Origin of the sequence: Anaerocolumna sedimenticola, assembly GCF_009931695.1 — a bacterium.
Lineage (GTDB): Bacteria > Bacillota > Clostridia > Lachnospirales > Lachnospiraceae > Anaerocolumna > Anaerocolumna sedimenticola.
This window is the reverse complement of sequence record NZ_CP048000.1, coordinates 4,499,588-4,521,843: the sequence shown is the minus strand read 5'-3', so window position 1 is coordinate 4,521,843 and position 22,256 is coordinate 4,499,588. Positions and strand designations below refer to the sequence as shown.

Here is a 22,256-nt window from a genome sequence, read left to right as displayed (position 1 = left end):
TGCCAGGGAACATTAAAATTCTCATATTTTTATTTAGGATGGGTTTGTTTATAATCCTTGCTATTTATCATATATAATAAGTACTCTGTTCCATCCTTAATTATTTGTTTTTCTCTTATCATACCGATTTGTTCAGCAGTTTTTATTGAACGGTTATTAAAAGGGTTTATAACAGAAACAATGGTCTCTATATTTAAACTATAAAATGCATATTTCAGTACAGCCTGTAAACTTTCCGTTGCAAATCCATAACCCCATTTATTATAATCCAGCATATACCCCAGTTCAATTACCTCGTTACCATCAATTACCGAATCATTGAATCCGCATTTCCCAATGAGCTCTCCTGAATTTTTATCGAATATACCCCAAAAACCATATCCATAAAAGTGGTAAACATTTTTTATATAAGCTTTATGTTTTTCTATTTCTTCTTCCAAATTATCCGATATATCGGGTATATACCTTTTTATGTCTTCATTTTGATAAATCTGATACACAGCCGGGATATCATCCAAGGTCAATTCTTTAATAACTAACCGGTCTGTTATTACAATAGTAGCAGGCAAATTGAAAGCGTGTAAGTATACCGTTTCAATAAATTTTTTATTTATTTCATCAAATCCTTCGATCAGATAGGCGGCGGAGGATAGATCCTGTTTCCCGGAATGCTCGTTAACAAATCCGATAACCGGAATACCTGCAGAATTTGCAGCACAAACACCATTATAGGAATCTTCGATTATGATACATTCGTCCGGATTTACACCGAGTTCATCAGCGGCTTTTAAGAATATGTCGGGTGCTGGTTTCGGGTGTGAAACAGTAGTTCCGCTTACCAGTTTAGTAAAATACTCGGTTATACCAAAGGCTTCAGCCACAGCTGTTATTTCTTTAATTGTTGAAGAAGACGCAATAGCTAATTTGATTCCGTTATGATACAGATCTAAAATTAAATCTTTAGTATAAGGTATTGGTTCATATCCTTCCGTTTTAATTAAATGATTCAAGGTTTCCTTGTAAACATCATATAATTCAGCGGCGGATAAAGATATATTATAATCCTTTATCATTGTTTCTAACATATGTATTGTAGTGGAGCCAATAAAACCATAACAATAATCTATTGTAACTTGATAACCCAGACTTTTTAGAGCCAGAACGGCAGCTCTGGCGTGTTGAGGTTCACTATCTACCAATACACCATCCATATCAAAAATTACGGCTTTTAACACTGTGTTTACCTCCTGTTATGCAAATATTTTGCAGCTATTATACCAGAAAAGGAATGGAAAGAAAACCGTTAATATTATAGATAGACGAACTAAAAAATTTAAAACAGTAATAAACTTGTGTCTGGAATATGGGTTATATTACTTTTGTATTGGGAATAATAAATACTTCGTACAAAGTAACTGCAAAATATAACGGCATATTCTTACACAAGTGTATACTTTTAAGGATTCTGTAACAGCTTTTAACCTGTATAATAAATTAATTTATGACCGGTTTAATAATTTCTCATAATATAATCCGACTAAAAACCATGCCGGTGCATAATCAAGACGGATTAATCCTTTATAATTTAGTTTTGCATTACTGTAATCCCAGGGACATGCTCCAAATTTTTTTAACAGATTTCCGGTTGAGAATTCTGCTATAAAGATAAAAAATGCATAAACACCTCCTCTTATAAGAGCACTCTTGTCTTTCAGTTTTTTGCAAACAGGATTTAGGAAAGCAGCCATACCATAAATAGGAAACATCCATACAGAGGTACGGCAAAGCAAAGTTTTATCCTTATGAGTTAAAACAGAATGAAGTCCGGTCCAAAAGCATTCCATACACCAGCCGCTAAGGCCGCATAATAAAAAATTACTTATAAAACATTTTTTCATGGATTTAGTATAAACGAATCATGGAAAAACTATACACTGCATCTATAACATAGTGTTACGGTTTTAGCTGACAGGAACGGGATACACTACTCCGGGATTGCCGAAGCTTTAACAAATTATGTTTTTAATCATACACCTTGGATGGAAAGCCAGGGTGCGTTGACAATCCTGCCTACTATGGTATAATATCGACAGATATTATACCATGGGAGATTGTGAACATGGAGTTTTAATAGTGAAATTATGAGAAAATGGAGAAAAACAGCGAATGGAGAAAGCAATCGTAAAGTTAAAAAAAGGGGAAGGAAGAACCCTTAAAGCAGGCGGTATGTGGGTTTATGATAATGAAATAGATACGATAACAGGTGATTTTGAAAATGGTGATATTATACATGTCCATGATTTTGACGATTATTATATGGGAAGCGGTTTTATCAATACCAAGTCCAAAATAACTGTTAGAATTATGTCTAGAATCAAAGGACAGGAGATTGATACGGAGTTTCTCAAGAACAGGGTAAAAAACGCATGGGAATACAGAAAAAAAACCGTGGATACCAGCAGCTGCAGAATTATCTTCGGAGAAGCTGATTTTCTGCCTGGAATTGTTATAGATAAGTTTGCCGATATTTTAGTGGTACAGTCGCTGGCGCTTGGAATTGATCGTATGAAAAATACCATTGTGGAGTTGCTAAAAGACTGTCTGAAAGAGGATGGTATTAATATCCGAGGTGTTTATGAAAGAAGTGACGCCAAAGTAAGAAGTAATGAAGGAATGGAACGGATAAAAGGTTTCCTCGGTGAACCATTTGATACAAAAGTCCAGATAGTTGAAAATGGTGTAAAATATATGGTTGATGTGGAAGAAGGCCAGAAAACAGGCTTTTTCCTTGATCAAAAATATAACAGGGAAGCGATAAAAAAAATTTGTCAGGGAGCCGAGGTATTAGATTGCTTTACCCATACCGGTTCCTTTGCTTTAAATGCCGGTTTGGCCGGTGCCAAAAGTGTACTTGGTGTGGATGCTTCGGAGCTTGGGATTTTACAAGCCGAAGAAAATGCAGTCTTAAACGGGTTACAGGATATCGTTCACTTTAAATGTGGGGATGTATTTAAATTATTACCGGAATTAGAAAAACAAAATAGAAAATTTGATGTAATAATCCTGGATCCGCCCGCATTTACAAAATCAAGAAATTCCATAAAAAATGCAATCAAAGGATACCGTGAAATCAATCTTAGAGCTATGAAATTAATTAAAGACGGAGGGTATTTAGCTACCTGCTCCTGTTCCCATTTTATGACACCGGAATTATTTTCAGAAACGGTTGGACAGGCCGCCAGAAATACAAGAAAAAGATTAAGACAGGTGGAATACAGAACCCAGGCACCGGATCATCCGATACTTTGGGCAGCCGATGAATCCTATTATTTAAAATTCTTTATTTTCCAGATATGCGAGGAAAGATAGGTGACAGCCATGACATATGAAGAGGCTTTAAGTTTTATAAAATCATCCGAGCAGTATGGCAGTGTATTAGGTCTGGATAATATGAGAAATTTGCTAAGAAGGTTAGGCAATCCTCAGGATAAGCTGAAATTTGTTCATATAGCGGGAACCAACGGCAAAGGCTCAACGGCTGCTTATATAGCCAATATACTGGCCTCTGCAGGATATCTGGCGGGACGTTATATCTCTCCTTCCGTATTCAGCTATTTTGAGAAAATACAAATAACCTTTTCGGATAAACATATGCAGGAGAACTCATCGGTACAAACTACATTTATCAAAAGTAATGAAGTTGCCGAATATATTGATCGTATAAAAGAGATATGCTGGATGATGACAAACGAAGGTCTACCACATCCTACGGTATTTGAAATTGAAACTGCTATGGCCATGCTGCATTTCGTAAAGGAAAAATGTGATGTGGTAGTACTGGAAGTTGGTTTAGGAGGCAGGCTTGATGCCACCAATGTTATCACAACAACAGAGTGTGCGGTGATAACTTCCATCAGTATGGATCATATGCATATCTTAGGGAATACCTTAGAAAAGATAGCAGAAGAAAAAGCAGGAATTATAAAAGAAGGAATACCGGTTATTTCCTATGATCAGGAGCCGGAAGCTAAAAAGGTAATAGAATTCGTCTGCAGGAAAAATCATTCTGTTTTAACAGAAGCTGATTTTAATAAAATTATGATAGAAACACAAAATATAGAAGAAACCATATTTTCCTATGAGAGTTTTAAACATTTAAAAATAAGCTTATTAGGAGAAAACCAGGTTAAGAATGCAATCATAGCAGTATTAACCGCCGTAAATTTAAGGAACCTTGGATATTCCATTACCGATAAAAATATTTATAACGGTTTAGAACAGACTTATTGGCGGGGGCGTTTTGAAGTTATTAAAAAGAAACCATATTTTATTATTGATGGCGCTCATAATGAGGATGCAGCTGCTTCGTTGGCACAAAATATAAAACATTACTTTGAAGGTAAGAGAATTATTTTTATTATGGGTGTTCTGGCAGACAAAGATTATGATGCCGTATTAAGACATACAGGGAAATATGCAGTCAAAATATATACAATTACACCGAATACGATACGCGGTTTACCGGCTGAAAAGTTAGCCCAAACTGCTTTAAAACATAACAGCCAGGTTGTCATTGCAGGGACTGTTTTGCAGGCTGTTAAACTAGCTTACGAAACAGCAGGTGAAGAAGACGTTATAATTGCTTTTGGTTCTTTATCCTATCTAAATGAGATTTACGATGCACTAGGAGTGGCATTGCCATAGCTGTACAAGGAGGACTTTTATGGATGACAAAAAAATAGAAGAAGCAGTTAAGCTGTTTTTAGAGGGAATCGGCGAGGATATTCATAGAGAAGGTCTTACTGATACACCGAAGAGGATAGCAGCGATGTGTAAAGAAATATTCGGCGGACTGAATCAGGATGCGGGAGAATTTCTGTCCAGAACTTTTAATGCCGTAAATAATGAAATTATTATTGAAAAGGATATTACATTTTATTCCGTCTGTGAACATCATTTACTGCCGTTTTACGGGAAAGCACATATTGGATATATACCTGACGGTAGAGTATTAGGACTTAGTAAACTGGCAAGAACGGTGGATACTTATGCACGCAGGCCGCAGATACAGGAACAACTGACCGCACAGATTGCAGATGATATTATGAAATACCTTAAACCAAAAGGAGTGATTGTATTATTGGAAGCAGAGCATATGTGCATGACAATGCGAGGAGTAAAAAAGCCCGGAACTTTAACGACTACTTTACTTGGCAGAGGAGTTTTTGAAAATAACACAGAGCTGAGAAATTCATTTTTTCAACTGTTAAAATAAGCAATAAATTGTCACCCGATATTATGCAGGATTTCTTTCGTTTGATTACAGGAGAGAATGTATTTCACTATCAATTTGGGCAGTTTCGGGGGTAAACTTGCGAAATGCATGAGGTGTATTATGAAAATAGGAAATAAAAATTTTGATCTGAAAGAACAAACCTATATTATGGGGATATTAAATGTTACTCCGGATTCTTTCTCTGACGGAGGCAAATATAATAGTGTTATGGAAGCAATGAAGCAAACACAGAAAATGGTAGCCGAAGGTGCACATATTATCGACGTAGGCGGCGAATCTACAAGGCCCAATTTTACACAGATAACGGATGAGGAAGAAATCCGCCGGGTTGTTCCGGTAATTAAAGAAATAAAAAAACAATTTAATATACCCGTTTCTATTGATACTTATAAAAGTAAAGTTGCTAAAGCAGCCATAGAAGCAGGAGCAGATCTTGTAAATGATATATGGGGATTGAAATATGACAGTAATATGGCTGAAATCATCCGAAGTTATGATGTTCCTGTCTGTGTTACGCATAATAGAAAAGTAGCTATTTATGAGAATTATCTGGAAGATGTCATCTCAGATTTAGAGGATAGTATTCGAATCGGGCTTTCAGCGGGTATCAAACAGGAGAAATTTATTATCGATCCCGGTATCGGTTTCGCTAAGACTTATGAGATGAATCTTACGTTATTGAACCATCTTGAGGAACTGCACCGGTTAGAACTTCCCATTTTATTAGGTACTTCAAGAAAATCAGTGATAGGCCTTACCCTGGATTTACCGCCCGAACAACGGCTGGAGGGTACTATTGCAACTACGGTTATTGGAGTATTAAAAGGTTGCAGTTTTATAAGGGTTCATGATGTATTACCGAATTACCGAGCAGTAAAAATGACGGAAGCTATACGTAAGGAACAGAAGGTATAAGAAAGAAACTGTTTTTCAGTTTCTTATTCGTGTCGTATGGCGGCCATATCGCAAAGTTTGAAAGGGGTTTAGTATGGATCAGATAAGAATAACCAACCTTGAAGTGTTTGGACATCATGGTGTTTATAAAGAAGAAAATGTACTAGGACAAAAGTTTTTAGTTACCGTTATACTATATGCCGATTTATCGAAAGCTTCCGGTAACGATGATTTATCAAGGTCCGTTAATTATGGCGAGGTCTGCCATTTTATAAAACGTGAAGTGGAAAAGTATACTTTTAAATTAATTGAAACATTAACCGAACATCTGGCAAGGGAGATATTAATTCATTTTCCTCTTATAGAGAAAGTTAATCTGGAAGTTAAAAAGCCCTGGGCACCCATTTTACTGCCCATAGAAACGGTTTCAGTAGTTATGGAGAGAGAATGGCACCGGGTTTATTTGAGCATTGGTTCCAATCTTGGTGATAAGGAAAAAAACTTAAAAACAGCCGTAGAACTATTAAAAGCAGATAATTTATGCAAAGTAGCCAATGTTTCAAATTTTATTGTTACCGCACCGGTTGGAGGGGTAGAGCAGGATGATTTTTTAAATGGTGCTCTTGAGATTCAAACACTTCGAACCCCTTTTGAACTTTTGGAGCTGATACATGAAATTGAAGCAAAATTAAAACGGGAGAGGATCATACATTGGGGGCCGAGAACGATAGACCTGGATATTCTTTATTATGATGAAATCGTGATTAATACTGAAAATTTAATTATTCCCCATCCGGAAATTAAAAACCGGGAGTTTGTATTAAAACCACTGTATGAAATTGCCCCCGATTACATTCATCCCATATACAAAGCTACAACGTACCAATTACTGCAGGATTTAATCTAGCGCAGGCGGCTGAAAAACGGAAACAGTATTATTCAGACCAACAGGTATATAATAGGACACTTTTTCATTAAAATCATTAAAAAATACTTTATTTCCTGCAATATGTATGTTTTTAAAATTCCCCTCCATTATGTTCTGGGATTTACCTGTATTAAGGTCCATTACTCCGATATGGTTATTTTTATTGTTATCAACCTGATAGTATAAAAATCTGCCATCTTCCGAAATATTGTAAGTACTGCATCTTTCATTTAAAACTAGAGTTTTATGACCGCCGTTTAAACCCATACGATTTATGGAATAGTTATCTGAAACCGACATAAAATAAATGTAATTTTGATTAGCTTTAATTAAAATCGGAGCATAACATTCTCCTTCAAAAACGGTAGATATACTGCCGTTTTTTAAATTCATGGAATAGAGGTAATGATCTTTCTTAGTTCCGCTGTAATATAAAACAGAATCATCTATAGTCATAGGGAGGATTCCTTCATCTGATAATTTCTTTTCCCCGGATCCGTCTATTCCTACTTTATAAAATTTTAAACCGTCTTCGTTCGTATAATGCTGATAATATACGTTATTGCCATACACATTTAATAAACCGCTGGGATTATCGTTTAAACTTTTTGTATTTCTGCCGTTTAAATTAATACGGTATAAACCCGCATTTCTAAAAGCAAATACACTTGGTTTGCTCTTTTCCTTTTTATGATTCATACGGGAATAGTAAATATAACTGCCGGTTGCATTAATGTATTCTGCTCTGTCATTACTAATCTTTTTAAAATTAAGCATGTCCAAATCCATGGAATATAAAGTACCGTCATCTTTTAAATTACTAAAATATATTCGGTCGTTATATTCGCAGAATAATCCTCCGTTAAACAGATTACCGGATGTATTGCCATAAGCCTTGTCAGCAATATATTTTGTTTTTATGGAATTTCGATAAAATAAAAAGATACTGCCTGTTATAATAATGATAATAAAAACACTGATAATTTTTTTATTAAGTTTCATAACACCACCCATCACACATCTTCAGGCAGATGTGTTACCACCTTTACCTATAATTAAAGTTCCTTTGTTTAATTATAAATCCATAATGTATATTGTGCAATGAATTCTTCTTAAGGATTGCATTCGTACACCAAAGTGTTATATAATTTGTGTAGAATTAAATACAAACCGAATAAAGTGATAAAGGCAGCGGTTTTTTTCATTTACTTAAATCCGAACAATTAATAGGAAAGTACCAAGAAAGAGGTTTATATGATTGATTTACAACAGAGCAGGGATGAAATTGATAAGGTAGATAAACAAATAGTAGATTTGTTTGAATATCGGATGCAATTAGTAAAAGATGTTGCGGAATATAAAATTCAGACTGGTAAAAAGGTTTTCGATAAAGAAAGGGAACAGGAAAAACTACGTGTTTTAAAAGGAATGGCAAGCAACGACTATAACAGCCACGGCATCCAGGAGTTATTTACACAGATAATATCAATGAGCCGTAAATTGCAATACGGATTAATCAGTGAAGGAAGTTTTAGACACCCATTTACTGAGCTTCAAAGTCTTCCCGTAGATCAGAATACAAAAGTTGTTTGTTTTGGTGTAAGGGGTTCCTATACGGAACAGGCTATGGAAGAGTATTTTGGATCGAATATCAGCCGTAGTTACGCTCCGTCTTTTAAAAAAGTTATGCAGGCTATCAAAGAGGGAGAAGCAGATTATGGTGTTCTTCCCATTGAAAACACTTCTACCGGCGGAATCTCCGACATTTATGACTTACTTGTAGAATTTGATAATTCTATTATAGGAGAACATGTTGTAAAAATCCAGCATGCACTTTTAGGACTCCACGGAGCTGAAATTAATGATATTCGTACAATTTATTCTCATCCACAGGGCCTTATGCAGTGTTCGAAATACATAGAACGCCATCCGCTTATGAAACCTGTAGAGTGTACCAGCACGGCAGACAGCGCTAAGAAAGTACTGGAAGATAAGGATATGACTCAGGGTGCCATTGCAAGTAAACAGGCTGCGGCTTATTATGGGCTTCAGATATTAGAAGAAGCAATTAACCATGAGGATTCTAATTCAACCCGCTTTATAATCATTTCAAGAGATAAAAAGTATAGAAAAGATGCCAATAAAATAAGCATCTGCTTTGAATTGCCTCATGAGAGCGGAACACTTTATAATATGCTCTCTCACTTTATTTATAATAATTTAAATATGACGAAAATTGAATCCAGGCCCCTGGAGGGAAAAGTTTTTGAATATCGTTTTTTTGTAGATTTTGAAGGAAATTTAAATGAAGCAGGTGTAAAAAATGCATTGTTCGGAATTCAGGAAGAAGCCATGAGTTTAAAAATATTAGGAAACTATAAATCGATTTAATGCTTCATACAATTTTCAAATAGTAATCACAAAGTAGACATAATTTCTTGTTAAACTTTAGTTATAAAATAAAGAAACAAATATTGAATGACAAAATATAATAACTAAAGTTTGAAAGGAGTAATAACTATGAACGATAACTTTTTTAATAACCAATTTAATGATAATGAAAATAATAATGATTTTACATCCAATAACAACAGAGATATTATTGAAAGTAATGTAATAATCTCCGATGTAAAACCGAAGAAAAAACATAAATTTTTAAAAAATCTATCAAAAATAGTTGTATCAGCGGCAGTATTCGGCTTAGTGGCAGGAGCTTCATTCCAGGGCTATTATGCATTATCAGGCCTGAATAATTCAAAAGGACAGATCGTTAACAGTGCCGGTGATAATAGTAAAGGGGGGCTGATGGCGTTGTTGCAGTGGAAACAGGAAACACAAAGAGTAATTCATCAGGGGATGTTTCTACTGTAGTAGAGAATGTAATGCCATCCATTGTAGCGATTAATTCAACAGTGAATGATGTGACCAGTGACTTTTTCGGCAGACAATACAGCGAAGATGTACAGGGCAGCGGTTCAGGTATTATAATTGGACAGAATGAAAATGAAATATTAATTGCAACCAATAACCACGTTGTAGCAAATGCTAAAACCGTTAATATCGTATTTGCAGATAATACAACAGCATCGGCTACGATAAAAGGTACGGAGCCAAGTAATGATTTAGCTGTCGTATCAGTAAAACTCTCAGATTTAAAAGAAGGAACCATAGATAAGATTAAAATTGCAACCTTAGGTGATTCCAAATCTGTAAAATTGGGCGAGATGGCAATTGCAATCGGTAATGCGTTAGGTTATGGCCAATCCATAACGGTTGGTTATGTCAGTGCTTTAGATCGTGAAGTAACCGTTGATGGTGTCACTTTAAAAGTGTTACAAACAGATGCAGCGATTAATCCCGGTAACAGCGGCGGCGCATTGCTTAACTCTAAGGGTGAAGTAATCGGTATTAACTCTGTGAAATACGTAGATGACAATGTTGAAAGTGTTGGTTATGCGATTCCTATCTCCGATGCCATTCCGGTTATTAATGAATTAATGAACAGAACGGTATTAACGGATAAAGAGAAAGCATATTTAGGAATTGCCGGAAAAGATGTTACCGATGATTATTCCCAGAGATTCAATATGCCGGTTGGTGTTTATGTGGGTGAATTAAAAGAAGGTTCCGCTGCCAAAAAAGCGGGTATAAAAGTTGGAGATATTATTATTTCAGTAAATAATATAACGATTAAAACAATGGCTGATTTACAGGAAGTATTGGGATATACCAAAGCAGATACAAACGGTACGGTAGTAGTCAAATCTTTAGAAGACGGAAAATATGTTGATAAGACAATTAACGTAACTTTTGATGCCAGACCTGCCGGTAATTAAATGTATTAAAGATTGATGTAAATTAATAACCTTAAATAAATAAACCGTTAAAAACTTTAATAAAATGATAATTTTGAAGACTTTATTATCTGAAAGATTTAACTGAATAATATTTTTAATAATTATAAAAGATTAGGGTGTCAAAAGCCATACAAATAATTAACGAACCATAATTTTAAATTGACCTTTTGACAGCCTAATCTTATAAAATTAAAATGAACAGAGAGTGTCCATAAGAGTGTTGCTTTTATGGACACTCTGTTATTTCCGCGAAAACAAAGTGAGAATTAGAAAGCTTGCTTGCAATAATTCGAACGCGCACGCGAACCGAAGAAACTCGCAAAGCGTGTTTCTTCCGGTTTACGCGAAAGTACAGTTAATATAAGCTTGTTTGAATGATTGTAAATAGGGAGAAAGGGAGAAGCTCAGAGATAGTAATTGATTGAAATGTGACAAAATACAATAAAATCCAACAAAATAAGATAAAATAGATACCTCCTTGACAGAAAATTAATACTTGGGTATGATAGGCTTATAATTGTACAATAAGTGAGGTGGCACATCGATATGAAGGAGAGAGAAGAACTAGATAATAATGATATGCCGAGTAAATATTCGGTCTCAGTTGATGTTATAATACCGGTATATAAACCGGATACAAAATTTAATCAGTTAATGGAAAGACTGGTAAAACAAACAGTAAAGCCAAATCGGATCATATTACTTCATACCGTGGAGACAGAAACCGATAGTATAGATAATCCGGAAGAAGCCCTGGCATATGCCCTGAGTTTAAACAGTTCCGGCTGTAAGATTGAGCGTTATGAAATAAAAAAACCTGATTTTGATCATGGTGGAACAAGAAACTACGGTGCTTCCCTGTCACAGGCTGAAATCATTGTTTTTATGACACAGGATGCAGTTCCGGCCGATGTAAATCTGATAAAATCTCTGCTTATACCTTTTCAGGACAAGAAGGTCGCAGCAGCTTATGGAAGGCAGTTAGCTATGCCAAAAAGCGGTATCATTGAAAGTTATACCAGACAGTTTAATTATCCCGATCAAAGTTTCACAAAATCATTGGAGGACTTACCTGTGCTGGGTATAAAAACTTATTTTTGCTCTAATGTATGTGCCGCATACCGAAAAAGCGTTTACGAAGAGCTTTCCGGTTTTGCTACCAAGACAATATTCAATGAGGATATGATAATGGCAGCCGGAATTATTAATGCCGGATACTCCATAGCATATGCTGCCGGCGCCAGGGTTTATCATTCCCATGTATATACTTATGTACAGCAATTTAAAAGAAATTTTGATTTAGCTGTTTCACAAAAACAGTATAATCATATCTTTTCATCCGTTAAATCAGAAACGGAAGGTACTAAATTGGTAAAACAGACCTTAGATTATTTAATCGAGAAAAAAGAGTATATTTTAATCCCTGACTTAATATTCATAAGCGGGTTTAAATATCTGGGTTATTTAGCTGGGAAAAATTATGATAAGCTCCCTTCGAGTCTGATAAAAAAACTAAGTATGAATCCTTCTTACTGGAAATGAAGAAACTAAATAATGATAGAAATTAAAATGACTTACCTGTTTTTGCAGGTAAACTTCCGGAAAGGTCAGGAAAAGGTATGAATCGTGTAAATATTATTATGGCAACATATAACGGCGAGAAATATATAAGAGAACAGCTTGAATCTATATTAAAGAATACTTATAAAAATTGGAAATTATGGATATTTGATGATGGCTCAGCGGATGATACCAAAGGTATAATTGAAGAATATGTTCGTCGTCAACCGGATAAAATTATGTTTCAGCAGAATAACAGAAATAAAGGAGTTACTCTGAATTTTTTAGAGGGTGTTCAATATGCGGCTGATTTTAACAGAAGATTACAGGAAGAAGCGGGACGGCTTGAAGAAGCGGATGGTGATGATTCGGAGCCGGTACCTGTGATGGATTACTATATGTTTTGTGACCAGGATGATGTCTGGATGACAGACAAAATTGATAAAACTATGATTCAAATGAAAAAGGTAGAGAAGAAATACGGACAAGATATCCCGTTAGCAGTATTTACAGATGCTTTGGTCGTAGACAGCAATTTGAACATCCTAAACCGCTCCTTTTATAAAAGCAGTAAATTAGATACCAGGAAAGTTGACCTGCCCCATATTATGATGGAAAATAAATTAATCGGATGTACCGTTATGTTTAATGAATCTTTAAGAAAATATATGACTGTTCAGCCCATCAATGCAAGATATCATGATTGGTGGGTAGCTTTAATTGCTGCTACATTTGGTAAAATTAATTTTTTACCTACCGTTACATTATTTTACAGACAGCATGGCGGGAATGTGGTTGGAAATCAAAACTTTTTGTCCTATATACACGATCGCGTTTCCTCTTTAGAAAAGCAAAAAGAAGTTATATATAAAACCGCGCTGCAGGCAGATGAATTTTACCGTATGTTTGAGTCGGAAATGCCAATAAGACAAAAGTTACAGGTTTATTCCATGGCAAATATACTAAATCAAAATTGGATTAAAAGAAGACATCTGGTTTTAAAATTCGGGTTTATGAAAACAGGTGTTTTAAGAAACCTGGGATTACTGTACATTCTTTAGAAAATGAAACCGAAATTTTCTCATAATCCATGATAGTATTCCTTATTAGAAATTGTTTTACAAATATCCGATAAAAGGCGGAGTTTTTCCGCCGTATATAAATTGTTATTCAAAAAATGTTTTAATTATTGACAATTAATACTCATATTGTTAAAATGAATACAATTTAAATGCATAGAAATACATGGGAGGTTCCTATGAAGAAAATGGTGTTATCAATACTGGTGGATAATACGGCCGGCGTATTAAGCCGTGTATCAGGTTTATTCAGCAGAAGAGGTTACAATATAGACAGTTTAACAGTTGGTGAAACACAGGATCCTGCTTATTCCAGAATGACTGTAGTTGTGAATGGTGATGACCAGATTTTAGAACAGATCCGAAAACAATTATTAAAGTTAGAGGATGTCAGGGAAATCCGTGAGCTGCTTCCGGAAGAATCTGTATGCAGGGAGTTAATTCTGGTAAAAGTATTGTCGACAGTAAAAGAAAGACAAGCAATTATTGCGGTAGCCGACATTTTCAGAGCTAAAATCGTAGATGTGGCTATGGAATCCCTCATGATAGAATTAACCGGTAACCAGGCTAAAATAGATGCTTTTATAAAGTTATTAGAGGGTTATACCATAAAGGAAATTGTAAGAACGGGAATAACCGGTCTTACAAGAGGTTCAGGAGATATAGCGGATTATCTGGATGATTAAGCAGTCGTAGGTGACATTATTTAAAACGCCTGCATACGTGCAGGCGGTGTTATTTAAATTGAGACTTTAACAAGTTAAATGGGTAAAGATAAAAGGGATTATTTCAAAGAGTGGCGACACTTTTTACAATAATAAATTATTATATTTAGGAGGATACGAAGATGGCAAAGATATTTTACCAAGAAGATTGTAACTTATCATTATTAGAAGGCAAGACAGTAGCTATTATCGGTTACGGCAGTCAGGGACATGCCCATGCTTTAAACGCAAAAGAATCAGGTGTTCATGTGATTATCGGTCTGTATGAAGGCAGTAGCTCATGGGCAAAAGCAGAAGCTGCCGGCTTTGAAGTATATACTGCAGCAGAAGCTGCAAAAAAAGCAGATATGATTATGATCTTAATTAACGATGAAAAACAGGCCAAGATGTATAAGGAATCCATTGAACCTAATTTAGAGCCGGGTAATGCTATTATGTTTGCTCATGGTTTTGCAATTCATTTCGGTCAGATTATTCCGCCAAAAGATGTTGACGTTATTATGATTGCTCCAAAAGGGCCCGGACATACGGTAAGAAGTCAATACAAAGAAGGACAAGGCGTTCCTTGTCTAATAGCAGTAGCACAGGATGCAACCGGTAAAGCTCATGATTTGGGATTAGCATATTCCCTTGCAATTGGTGGCGCAAGAGCCGGTGTACTTCAGACTACATTCAGAGAAGAAACAGAAACAGACCTTTTCGGTGAGCAGGCTGTTCTTTGCGGCGGTGTAACCCAATTAATGAAAACCGGTTTTGAAGTTTTGGTAGAAGCAGGTTATGAGCCGGAAAGTGCTTATTTTGAATGTATTCATGAAATGAAGTTAATTGTTGATCTGATTAATGAAAGTGGTTTTGCCGGAATGAGATATTCTATCTCCAATACCGCAGAATACGGTGATTATATTACCGGACCTAAGATCATTACTGAAGATACAAAGAAAGCAATGAAACAGGTTCTTAAAGATATCCAGGAAGGTGTATTTGCACGTAACTGGTTACTTGAGAATCAGATCGGCTGTACTAATTTCTTAGCAATGAGAAGAAGAGAATCCGAACATCAATTAGAAAAAGTCGGAGCAGAACTTCGTAAGATGATGAGCTGGACGAATAAAGATAAACTCATCAATAACTAAAAATAATTAATTTATTGGATTTATAACAGGAAGAAATGTTTAGGAGTTTCGACTGTTTTAGAAAAAAAGGAGAATATCCCCGGATGAGGTAATTATAATAACCGGGGATATTCTTATTTTGTTACATAGGAAATTCCTGCGGATTTAGTTTCATACTTCCAAAGAACTGCAGGGCAGTTTCTTTTCCACACTTTGACCCTTATGGAAATATCAGCTAATAAATATTTATTGTTACAACCTCTGTATTCATGTAAAATAGTATTGGATTATTACATACAGGATTAATGAATAGGATTATTACGATATTAAACGATCGTAATGTCTTTCCTATTATGTTTTGTTACTTATACATTTAGGTTAAATTCAATAAAATGGAGACAAGGAATGAATTATAATTATACGGATACAATTGAATATTTACTGGACTGGTACGACAACAATGCCAGAATATTGCCATGGAGGGAAAATCCCAAGCCCTATTATGTTTGGATTTCGGAAATTATGCTGCAGCAAACCAGGGTAGAAGCGGTAAAAATCTATTTTGACCGTTTTATCAATACCCTGCCGGACATAAAGTCACTGGCATATGCCAAAGAGGAGCAGCTTCTTAAATTATGGGAGGGGTTAGGGTACTATAACAGAGTCAGGAATCTTGGGAAAGCAGCCCGAATTATTTTGGAGGAATACAATGGTGAATTACCTCCGGATTATTCCAGTCTGTTAAAACTCCCTGGAATCGGTTCCTATACGGCAGGTGCCATAGCTTCCATAGCCTTTCAAATTCCGGAACCGGCAGTAGATGGTAATGTACTTCGGGTAATGAAGCGGGTGGCAGGTAGTTTTGACGACATTACCAAAGCAAGTATAAAAAAAGAATTGGAACAGGATATCAGGGAAATTATACCCAAGGAGAGGCCGGGTGATTTTAATCAGGCAATTATGGAACTTGGAGCTACGGTATGTATACCAAACGGGAAACCAATCTGTATGAAATGTCCTATTATGCATTTATGTAAGGCTTATCACAATAAAACTGAGATGAGTATTCCGGTTAAACAGGACAAAAAGGCGCGAAAAGTCGAAGACAAAACAATTCTGGTATTAGAGAAATCTGGTACGTATTACATTAGAAAACGTCATAATGAAGGCTTGCTTGCCGGACTCTGGGAACTACCTTCTCTGGAGGGAAAATTAACACCGTTACAACTGGAAGAATATTTAAAGAATCAGGGATATTCTGATTTTAATTATTATAGCTTAGGAGAAGGAAAACATATTTTTTCCCATATTGAATGGCATATGACAGGATTTTATGTGCATATCACAAAAGAAGATAAGGTAGCTGAAGAAAGTGTTTACAACTCAGATATATCTTTAAACGAAGCCTGGGTAACGAAAAAAGAAATCGATGAGATTTATACACTGCCAAGCGCATTTGAAAAATACAGGGGAGTATTGGAAAATCGTGATTAAGTTTTTATAAAAGTATAAAAATAAAAATAATCTATATAATATCAGAGACATTATTTACTGTACTATTTCAAATTGATAGACAAAAATGAACATAATTGCGAAACGGAATTATTGTATTAATCGTATGTTATAAACTGTAATTATCTTGTTTCGTAATTACCTAAATCAAGCATAGAATAAGGAGAACGATTATGGTAAATGTATATCTCATTTTTAACGGGAACTGCAGAGAAGCGGTAGAGTTTTATGCAGAGGTTTTTGGTACTGATATGCCCCAGATCATGACTATGGGAGATGCTCCGGAGGATCCGGATTATCCGGTCTCAGAAGAAAATAAAAAATTAATCATGCATGCCAGACTTAACATCAGCGGTAGTTACGTTATGTTTTCCGATAATGTGGCCGGATCGGCATTTACCCAGGGAAATAATATCAGTCTTGCTGTTGTCCATAATAACGTAGATGAAATAAAAAATTGGTTTGAAAAATTAAAAGATGGCGGTAAGGTTGAAATGGAATTGCAGGAAACTTTCTGGAGTAAATGTTACGGTTCCTTAACGGACAAGTTTGGTATTCACTGGCAATTAAGCCATGAAAGTAATAATTGATTAAAGAAGGGTGCTGTTGCTACAGCTGAAATATATTTTTCTGGTGAGAATTTGCAGCAGCATCCTATATTCGTTATATAAATTATTGATGTTTATAAAATTGTATAAACCGCTTTGCTGCTTCCGATAGCCTGGAATTACTTAAGTAAGCAAAACCTACTTCTCTTTTGCCTAAGGGCTTTTCTAATGGAATTTCTATCAGGATTCCACCTTCTAATTCTTTTTGTATAAATTCTTTAATTACGCAGGAGACCCCGAGCCCGATCTTAGCAAATTCAATTAACAGATCCATATTACTGACTTCGAGTATCTGGTTAGTTTCAATCTGGTTTCTTGTAAAATAATCTTCAATATATAATCTGGTCATATTTTTTTCATCAAGCAGCATAACATTAGCTGTCTTAAAAATATCGTCCGAAATACCAGATAATTTATTATCCTTAGAACGTTTTACCTGAACTGACACGGAGGAGGTAGATTCACGTACTCTTAAATTTTCCAGGTATGATTCCGTAGTAACAAAAATATCTTCAATCTGCTCTACCGTATAAAAATCTAAATTTTTTAAATTAACCGGTTTTCCAATTAAACCAATATCCAGTTTTCCACGTTCCAATAATTCTAAAGTCTGGAAGGTCGACTGACATTCTATGGTTATTTTAATATGTGGATGGGAAGATACAAAACGCTTCAGATATGGGAGTAAGATATACTTACACAATGTAGTGCTGACTCCGATACGGAGATGCCCGATTCCTAATTCGTTAATACGTTTTATATTTGCTTCCCCCTGCAGCAAGGTATCAAAAGCAGATTTTGTATGTTCATATAACAGGTTTCCCTCCTCGGTAAGATGAACTCCTCTTGAGGTTCTGTTAAATAAAAGGATACCCAGATTCTCCTCCAGTTTTGTTATGGCTTTGCTGATGGCAGGCTGGCTGATATAAAGCTCTTTTGCTGCATGGGATATATTACCTGTTTCTGCTACCGTGTTAAAAATTTTATATAAGGATAAGTTTTGTTCCATAGTTTCTCCCATTGCATCCCTTTCTTTTCCTTCGCAAAATCATGTAAGCCATTGGAAGAATAGCAAAAGCAGCTATTCTTCGAGATTTATGCATAATAAGTATGGGTTTTAGTGTGAAGAGTATAATAGCAGGATATATGATTCATGTTTTAAAATTATAACTATAACTATAAGTTATAATACATATTCTTAATATGTATTTCAATTATAGCAAAGAGTATGTTAGAATAGCAATAACAAAAATAAAATAGTTAAGGATGAAATAACAATAGAAAATATATCCTATAAGAGGACGAAAGGAAGAGGGCTATGAATTATAATGTTGCTGTTATACCGGGGGATGGGATTGGTCCTGAAATAATTACGGAAGCGAAGAAAGTACTGGACAAAATAGGCGAAAAGTACGGCCACAAATTTACATATACTGAAGTACTTATGGGGGGTGTTTCCATTGATGCGACAGGAGTACCTTTAACAGAGGAAGCTTTGGAAACTGCCGGAAAAAGTGATTCGGTGCTGCTTGGTGCGGTTGGAGGTAAAGTCGGACAATCCAATTGGTACAGCCTTCCACCCCATCTTAGACCGGAAGCCGGACTTTTAGCTATCCGTAAAGGGTTGGGACTATTTGCAAATCTAAGACCGGCCGTTTTATTTGATGAGTTAAAAGGTGCCTGTCCGCTTAAGGATGAAATTATCGGTGATGGGTTTGATTTTGTGGTAGTAAGAGAGTTAACCGGCGGATTATATTTTGGAGAACGTAAAACTTATGAAGAAAATGGTCTCAGAAAAGCCATGGATACATTAGTGTATGATGAAAATGAAATAAAAAGAATTGCCAAATGGGCGTTTGAAATTGCCAAAAAAAGAAATAAAAAGGTCTGCAGCGTAGATAAGGCCAATGTAATTGATTCGTCCCGGTTATGGAGGCAGGTCGTAAAAGAAGTTTCCGCTGATTATCCTGAAGTGGAATTAAGCGATATGCTTGTTGATAATTGTGCTATGCAGATAGTAAAAGATCCGAAACAATTTGATGTTATCTTGACCGAGAACATGTTTGGTGATATTTTATCCGATGAAGCAAGTATGATAACAGGTTCCATCGGTATGTTAGCTTCCGCAAGTCTTGGTGATACGAAACTTGGATTATATGAACCGAGTCATGGTTCCGCACCGGATATAGCAGGACAGGATAAAGCTAATCCAATCGCCACCATATTGTCCGCTGCTATGATGCTAAGGTATTCTTTTGATTTAGAGGAAGAAGCGGACCGGGTTGAAGAAGCAGTTAAAACCGTACTTAAGAAGGGATACCGTACCGTAGATATTATGTCTGAGGGTAAAACATTAGTAGGAACCAAGGAAATGGGTGACCGTATTACTGATGAAATCTAATTTTTATAACTGTGAATTAAGGGTTAAAAGTCTAATAAATTGAATGAATACGAATGAATAATAGATTCAATTTAGCTGACTTCCCTCGTACATAATATTTTCTTCTTTAAACCTTTTGCGCCGGGTAATTAATGATAAGATAGATTAAAAACTTTAAAATATTCAATTTACATAATAGGATTAAATTATGTATAAGTTTATAAACTGATAAAATAAATGGAGGATATGAGTATGGGAATGACAATGACTCAAAAAATCTTAGCAGCTCATGCCGGACTTAAAAGCGTAACAGCCGGTCAGTTAATTGAAGCAGATTTGGATTTAGTTTTAGGTAATGACGTAACAGCTCCGGTGGCTATTCATGAGATGGAGAAAGTAAATAAAAAAGGAGTATTTGATAAGGATAAAATTGCTTTAGTACCGGATCATTTTACTCCGAATAAGGATATCAAATCTGCAGAACATTGCAAATGTATGCGGGATTTCGCTATGGAACATGAAATAACCAATTATTTTGAGATCGGCGAAATGGGTATTGAACATGCGCTTTTACCGGAAAAAGGTCTGGTTGTTGCAGGAGACGCGGTTATCGGAGCGGATTCACATACCTGTACATACGGAGCCTTGGGGGCATTCTCCACCGGTGTGGGCAGTACGGATATGGCAGCCGGTATGGTTACGGGAAAAGCATGGTTTAAAGTTCCATCCGCCCTTAAATTTGAATTAACCGGCAAACCTGCAAAGTGGGTAAGCGGTAAAGATGTAATTTTGCATATCATTGGTATGATAGGAGTTGACGGTGCTTTATACAAATCCATGGAATTTGTCGGTGACGGAATAGCTAATTTAAGTATGGATGACCGTTTTACAATGGCAAACATGGCAATTGAAGCAGGAGCGAAAAACGGTATTTTCCCTGTGGATGACAAAGCAGTGGAATATATGAAAGAGCATTCAAAAAAAGAATATACAATCTATGAGGCAGATGAAGATGCGGAATATGATGAAACTTACGCAATTGATTTATCAACCTTAAAACCAACCGTTGCATTTCCTCATTTGCCGGAAAATACAAAGACCATAGATAAAGTAGGTGAGATTAAGATAGATCAGGTTGTTATCGGCTCCTGCACCAATGGCCGGATTGATGATTTAAGAATTGCTGCCAAAGTAATGGAAGGAAAAAAAGTAGCAAAAGGCATGCGCGTAATAATATTTCCTGCAACTCAGGATATTTATCTTAAAGCTCTGGAAGAGGGGTTGTTAACTACTTTTATAAAAGCAGGTGCGGTTGTCAGCACACCAACCTGCGGACCTTGTCTCGGAGGACATATGGGTATTTTGGCTGCAGGGGAAAGAGCCGTAGCAACAACAAACCGTAATTTTGTAGGCCGTATGGGACATGTAGATTCTGAAGTTTATTTAGCAAGTCCGGCCGTAGCAGCAGCAAGTGCCATAACCGGCAAAATATCAGGGCCGAGTGAATTGGGATTATAAGACACATTCATAAAGTGAATGATAGAAGCTAAATTGGCTAAGAAATAACCTTGATATTTTCTCCCGGCTGCGGCTGAATGAGAGGCAAGAGTGAAGAAAAATATAAATAAAGAAAGGATGCCACAAGATAATTCTTTCACTCTTTTTATTTGTGGCAGTATCGCTGGTTAACCTGCGGTATGTAAAGGTGTAAATTATGAAAGCACATGGAACAGTACACAAATATGGGGATAATGTAGATACGGATGTAATCATTCCTGCAAGATATTTAAATTCTTCCGATCCTGCGGAACTTGCTAAAAAATGTATGGAGGATATTGATCCTGATTTCGTAGGCAGGGTAAAAGCCGGAGATATTATAGTAGCCAATAAAAATTTTGGATGCGGCTCCTCCAGAGAGCATGCGCCGATAGCTATAAAAGCAGCCGGAATCAGCTGTGTGATTGCTGAAACATTTGCAAGAATATTCTTCCGTAATGCTATCAATATCGGGCTGCCTATTATAGAATGCCCGGAAGCTGCTAAAGCAATTGAAGCAGGGGATGAAATAGAGATTGATTTTGACAATGGTAAAATCTATGATATTACAAAAGGTACCAGCTACCAGGGCCAGCCATTCCCTGAATTTATGCAGAAAATAATAAAAGCTGAGGGATTAATTAATTATATTAACGGTTAATTCAGGCTAAGTGTGTATTGAACGGAATTATTAAATAGTATAAAATATAAAAAGCTTTCGGGAATTATATCGATCTATGTTATCTGTAAAAATAGTTTAATTTATTTT

The 22,256-nt window shown here is 35.9% G+C and carries 21 protein-coding genes; 17 read left to right on the top strand and 4 right to left on the bottom strand.

The features are described from left to right. Positions 1-29: 29 nt before the first annotated feature. Both Ana3638_RS20100 and Ana3638_RS20095 read right to left on the bottom strand, forming a co-directional pair. A complete protein-coding gene (locus tag Ana3638_RS20100; protein ID WP_161839624.1) occupies positions 30-1,235 on the bottom strand; it encodes a GNAT family N-acetyltransferase in 1,206 nt (401 codons plus the stop codon). A gap of 264 nt (positions 1,236-1,499) precedes the next feature. Next, complete coding sequence (locus tag Ana3638_RS20095) at positions 1,500-1,898, bottom strand: putative ABC transporter permease (RefSeq protein ID WP_161839623.1); 399 nt, start codon at positions 1,896-1,898, stop codon at positions 1,500-1,502. 268 nt (positions 1,899-2,166) lie between these two features. Between Ana3638_RS20095 and Ana3638_RS20090 the strand changes: the two genes are divergently transcribed. The 5 genes from Ana3638_RS20090 to folK all read left to right on the top strand — a co-directional run bounded on the left by Ana3638_RS20090 (position 2,167) and on the right by folK (position 7,097). Then, a complete protein-coding gene (locus Ana3638_RS20090; RefSeq protein ID WP_161839622.1) occupies positions 2,167-3,369 on the top strand; it encodes a class I SAM-dependent rRNA methyltransferase in 1,203 nt (400 codons plus the stop codon). A gap of 9 nt (positions 3,370-3,378) precedes the next feature. Continuing rightward, entirely contained in the window at positions 3,379-4,704 is a 1,326-nt protein-coding gene (locus tag Ana3638_RS20085; RefSeq protein WP_246240413.1) for a bifunctional folylpolyglutamate synthase/dihydrofolate synthase, read from the top strand. A gap of 19 nt (positions 4,705-4,723) precedes the next feature. Continuing rightward, positions 4,724-5,275: a GTP cyclohydrolase I FolE gene (gene folE, locus Ana3638_RS20080; RefSeq protein WP_161839620.1), complete on the top strand. Its 552-nt coding sequence runs from the start codon at positions 4,724-4,726 to the stop codon at positions 5,273-5,275. 120 nt (positions 5,276-5,395) lie between these two features. Next, on the top strand, positions 5,396-6,211 hold the full coding sequence (folP, locus tag Ana3638_RS20075) for a dihydropteroate synthase (protein WP_161839619.1): 816 nt from the start codon (positions 5,396-5,398) through the stop codon (positions 6,209-6,211). Positions 6,212-6,284: 73 nt separating this feature from the next. Next, a complete protein-coding gene (folK, locus tag Ana3638_RS20070; RefSeq protein WP_161839618.1) occupies positions 6,285-7,097 on the top strand; it encodes a 2-amino-4-hydroxy-6-hydroxymethyldihydropteridine diphosphokinase in 813 nt (270 codons plus the stop codon). Here the strand turns inward: folK and Ana3638_RS20065 are convergent. Beyond that, on the bottom strand, positions 7,089-8,120 hold the full coding sequence (locus Ana3638_RS20065) for a DUF5050 domain-containing protein (RefSeq protein WP_161839617.1): 1,032 nt from the start codon (positions 8,118-8,120) through the stop codon (positions 7,089-7,091). The genes folK and Ana3638_RS20065 overlap by 9 nt on opposite strands. A gap of 252 nt (positions 8,121-8,372) precedes the next feature. Here Ana3638_RS20065 and pheA point away from each other — a divergent pair, with 252 nt between their 5' ends. The 9 genes from pheA (at position 8,373) to Ana3638_RS20020 (ending at position 17,553) form a co-directional block, all read left to right on the top strand. Further along, positions 8,373-9,509: a prephenate dehydratase gene (gene pheA / locus Ana3638_RS20060; RefSeq protein ID WP_161839616.1), complete on the top strand. Its 1,137-nt coding sequence runs from the start codon at positions 8,373-8,375 to the stop codon at positions 9,507-9,509. A 129-nt stretch (positions 9,510-9,638) separates the two neighbouring features. Further along, positions 9,639-9,989 (top strand): hypothetical protein, encoded by a 351-nt coding sequence (locus Ana3638_RS20055; RefSeq protein WP_161839615.1) that lies wholly within the window; start codon positions 9,639-9,641, stop codon positions 9,987-9,989. After that, positions 9,938-10,954 carry a S1C family serine protease gene (locus Ana3638_RS20050; RefSeq protein ID WP_161839614.1) on the top strand — a complete coding sequence of 339 codons (1,017 nt, stop codon included), beginning with the start codon at positions 9,938-9,940 and terminating at the stop codon, positions 10,952-10,954. Before Ana3638_RS20055 ends, Ana3638_RS20050 begins: the two co-directional genes overlap by 52 nt. A 567-nt stretch (positions 10,955-11,521) precedes the next feature. Then, a complete protein-coding gene (locus tag Ana3638_RS20045) occupies positions 11,522-12,517 on the top strand; it encodes a glycosyltransferase (RefSeq protein ID WP_246240410.1) in 996 nt (331 codons plus the stop codon). 77 nt (positions 12,518-12,594) lie between these two features. Beyond that, a complete protein-coding gene (locus Ana3638_RS20040) occupies positions 12,595-13,596 on the top strand; it encodes a glycosyltransferase family 2 protein (protein WP_161839613.1) in 1,002 nt (333 codons plus the stop codon). 197 nt (positions 13,597-13,793) lie between these two features. Then, positions 13,794-14,300: an acetolactate synthase small subunit gene (gene ilvN / locus Ana3638_RS20035; RefSeq protein ID WP_161839612.1), complete on the top strand. Its 507-nt coding sequence runs from the start codon at positions 13,794-13,796 to the stop codon at positions 14,298-14,300. A 161-nt stretch (positions 14,301-14,461) separates the two neighbouring features. Then, positions 14,462-15,472, top strand: coding sequence for a ketol-acid reductoisomerase (ilvC, locus tag Ana3638_RS20030; RefSeq protein WP_161839611.1), 1,011 nt, complete (start codon positions 14,462-14,464; stop codon positions 15,470-15,472). A 384-nt stretch (positions 15,473-15,856) separates the two neighbouring features. Continuing rightward, a complete protein-coding gene (mutY, locus tag Ana3638_RS20025; RefSeq protein ID WP_161839610.1) occupies positions 15,857-16,945 on the top strand; it encodes an A/G-specific adenine glycosylase in 1,089 nt (362 codons plus the stop codon). A gap of 191 nt (positions 16,946-17,136) precedes the next feature. Continuing rightward, positions 17,137-17,553: a VOC family protein gene (locus tag Ana3638_RS20020; protein ID WP_246240407.1), complete on the top strand. Its 417-nt coding sequence runs from the start codon at positions 17,137-17,139 to the stop codon at positions 17,551-17,553. Positions 17,554-17,635: 82 nt separating this feature from the next. Here Ana3638_RS20020 and Ana3638_RS20015 read toward each other — a convergent pair whose 3' ends face one another. Continuing rightward, the gene (locus tag Ana3638_RS20015; protein ID WP_161839609.1) at positions 17,636-18,580 is read right to left on the bottom strand and encodes a LysR family transcriptional regulator; all 945 of its coding nucleotides are present in this window, start codon (positions 18,578-18,580) and stop codon (positions 17,636-17,638) included. Positions 18,581-18,889: 309 nt separating this feature from the next. Here Ana3638_RS20015 and leuB point away from each other — a divergent pair, with 309 nt between their 5' ends. The 3 genes from leuB to leuD all read left to right on the top strand — a co-directional run bounded on the left by leuB (position 18,890) and on the right by leuD (position 22,148). Further along, positions 18,890-19,972 (top strand): 3-isopropylmalate dehydrogenase, encoded by a 1,083-nt coding sequence (gene leuB, locus Ana3638_RS20010; protein WP_161839608.1) that lies wholly within the window; start codon positions 18,890-18,892, stop codon positions 19,970-19,972. Positions 19,973-20,203: 231 nt separating this feature from the next. Then, positions 20,204-21,469, top strand: a complete 1,266-nt coding sequence (gene leuC / locus Ana3638_RS20005) for a 3-isopropylmalate dehydratase large subunit (RefSeq protein WP_161839607.1) — start codon at positions 20,204-20,206, stop codon at positions 21,467-21,469. Positions 21,470-21,665: 196 nt separating this feature from the next. Next, a complete protein-coding gene (gene leuD, locus Ana3638_RS20000) occupies positions 21,666-22,148 on the top strand; it encodes a 3-isopropylmalate dehydratase small subunit (protein ID WP_161839606.1) in 483 nt (160 codons plus the stop codon). Positions 22,149-22,256: the final 108 nt, after the last annotated feature.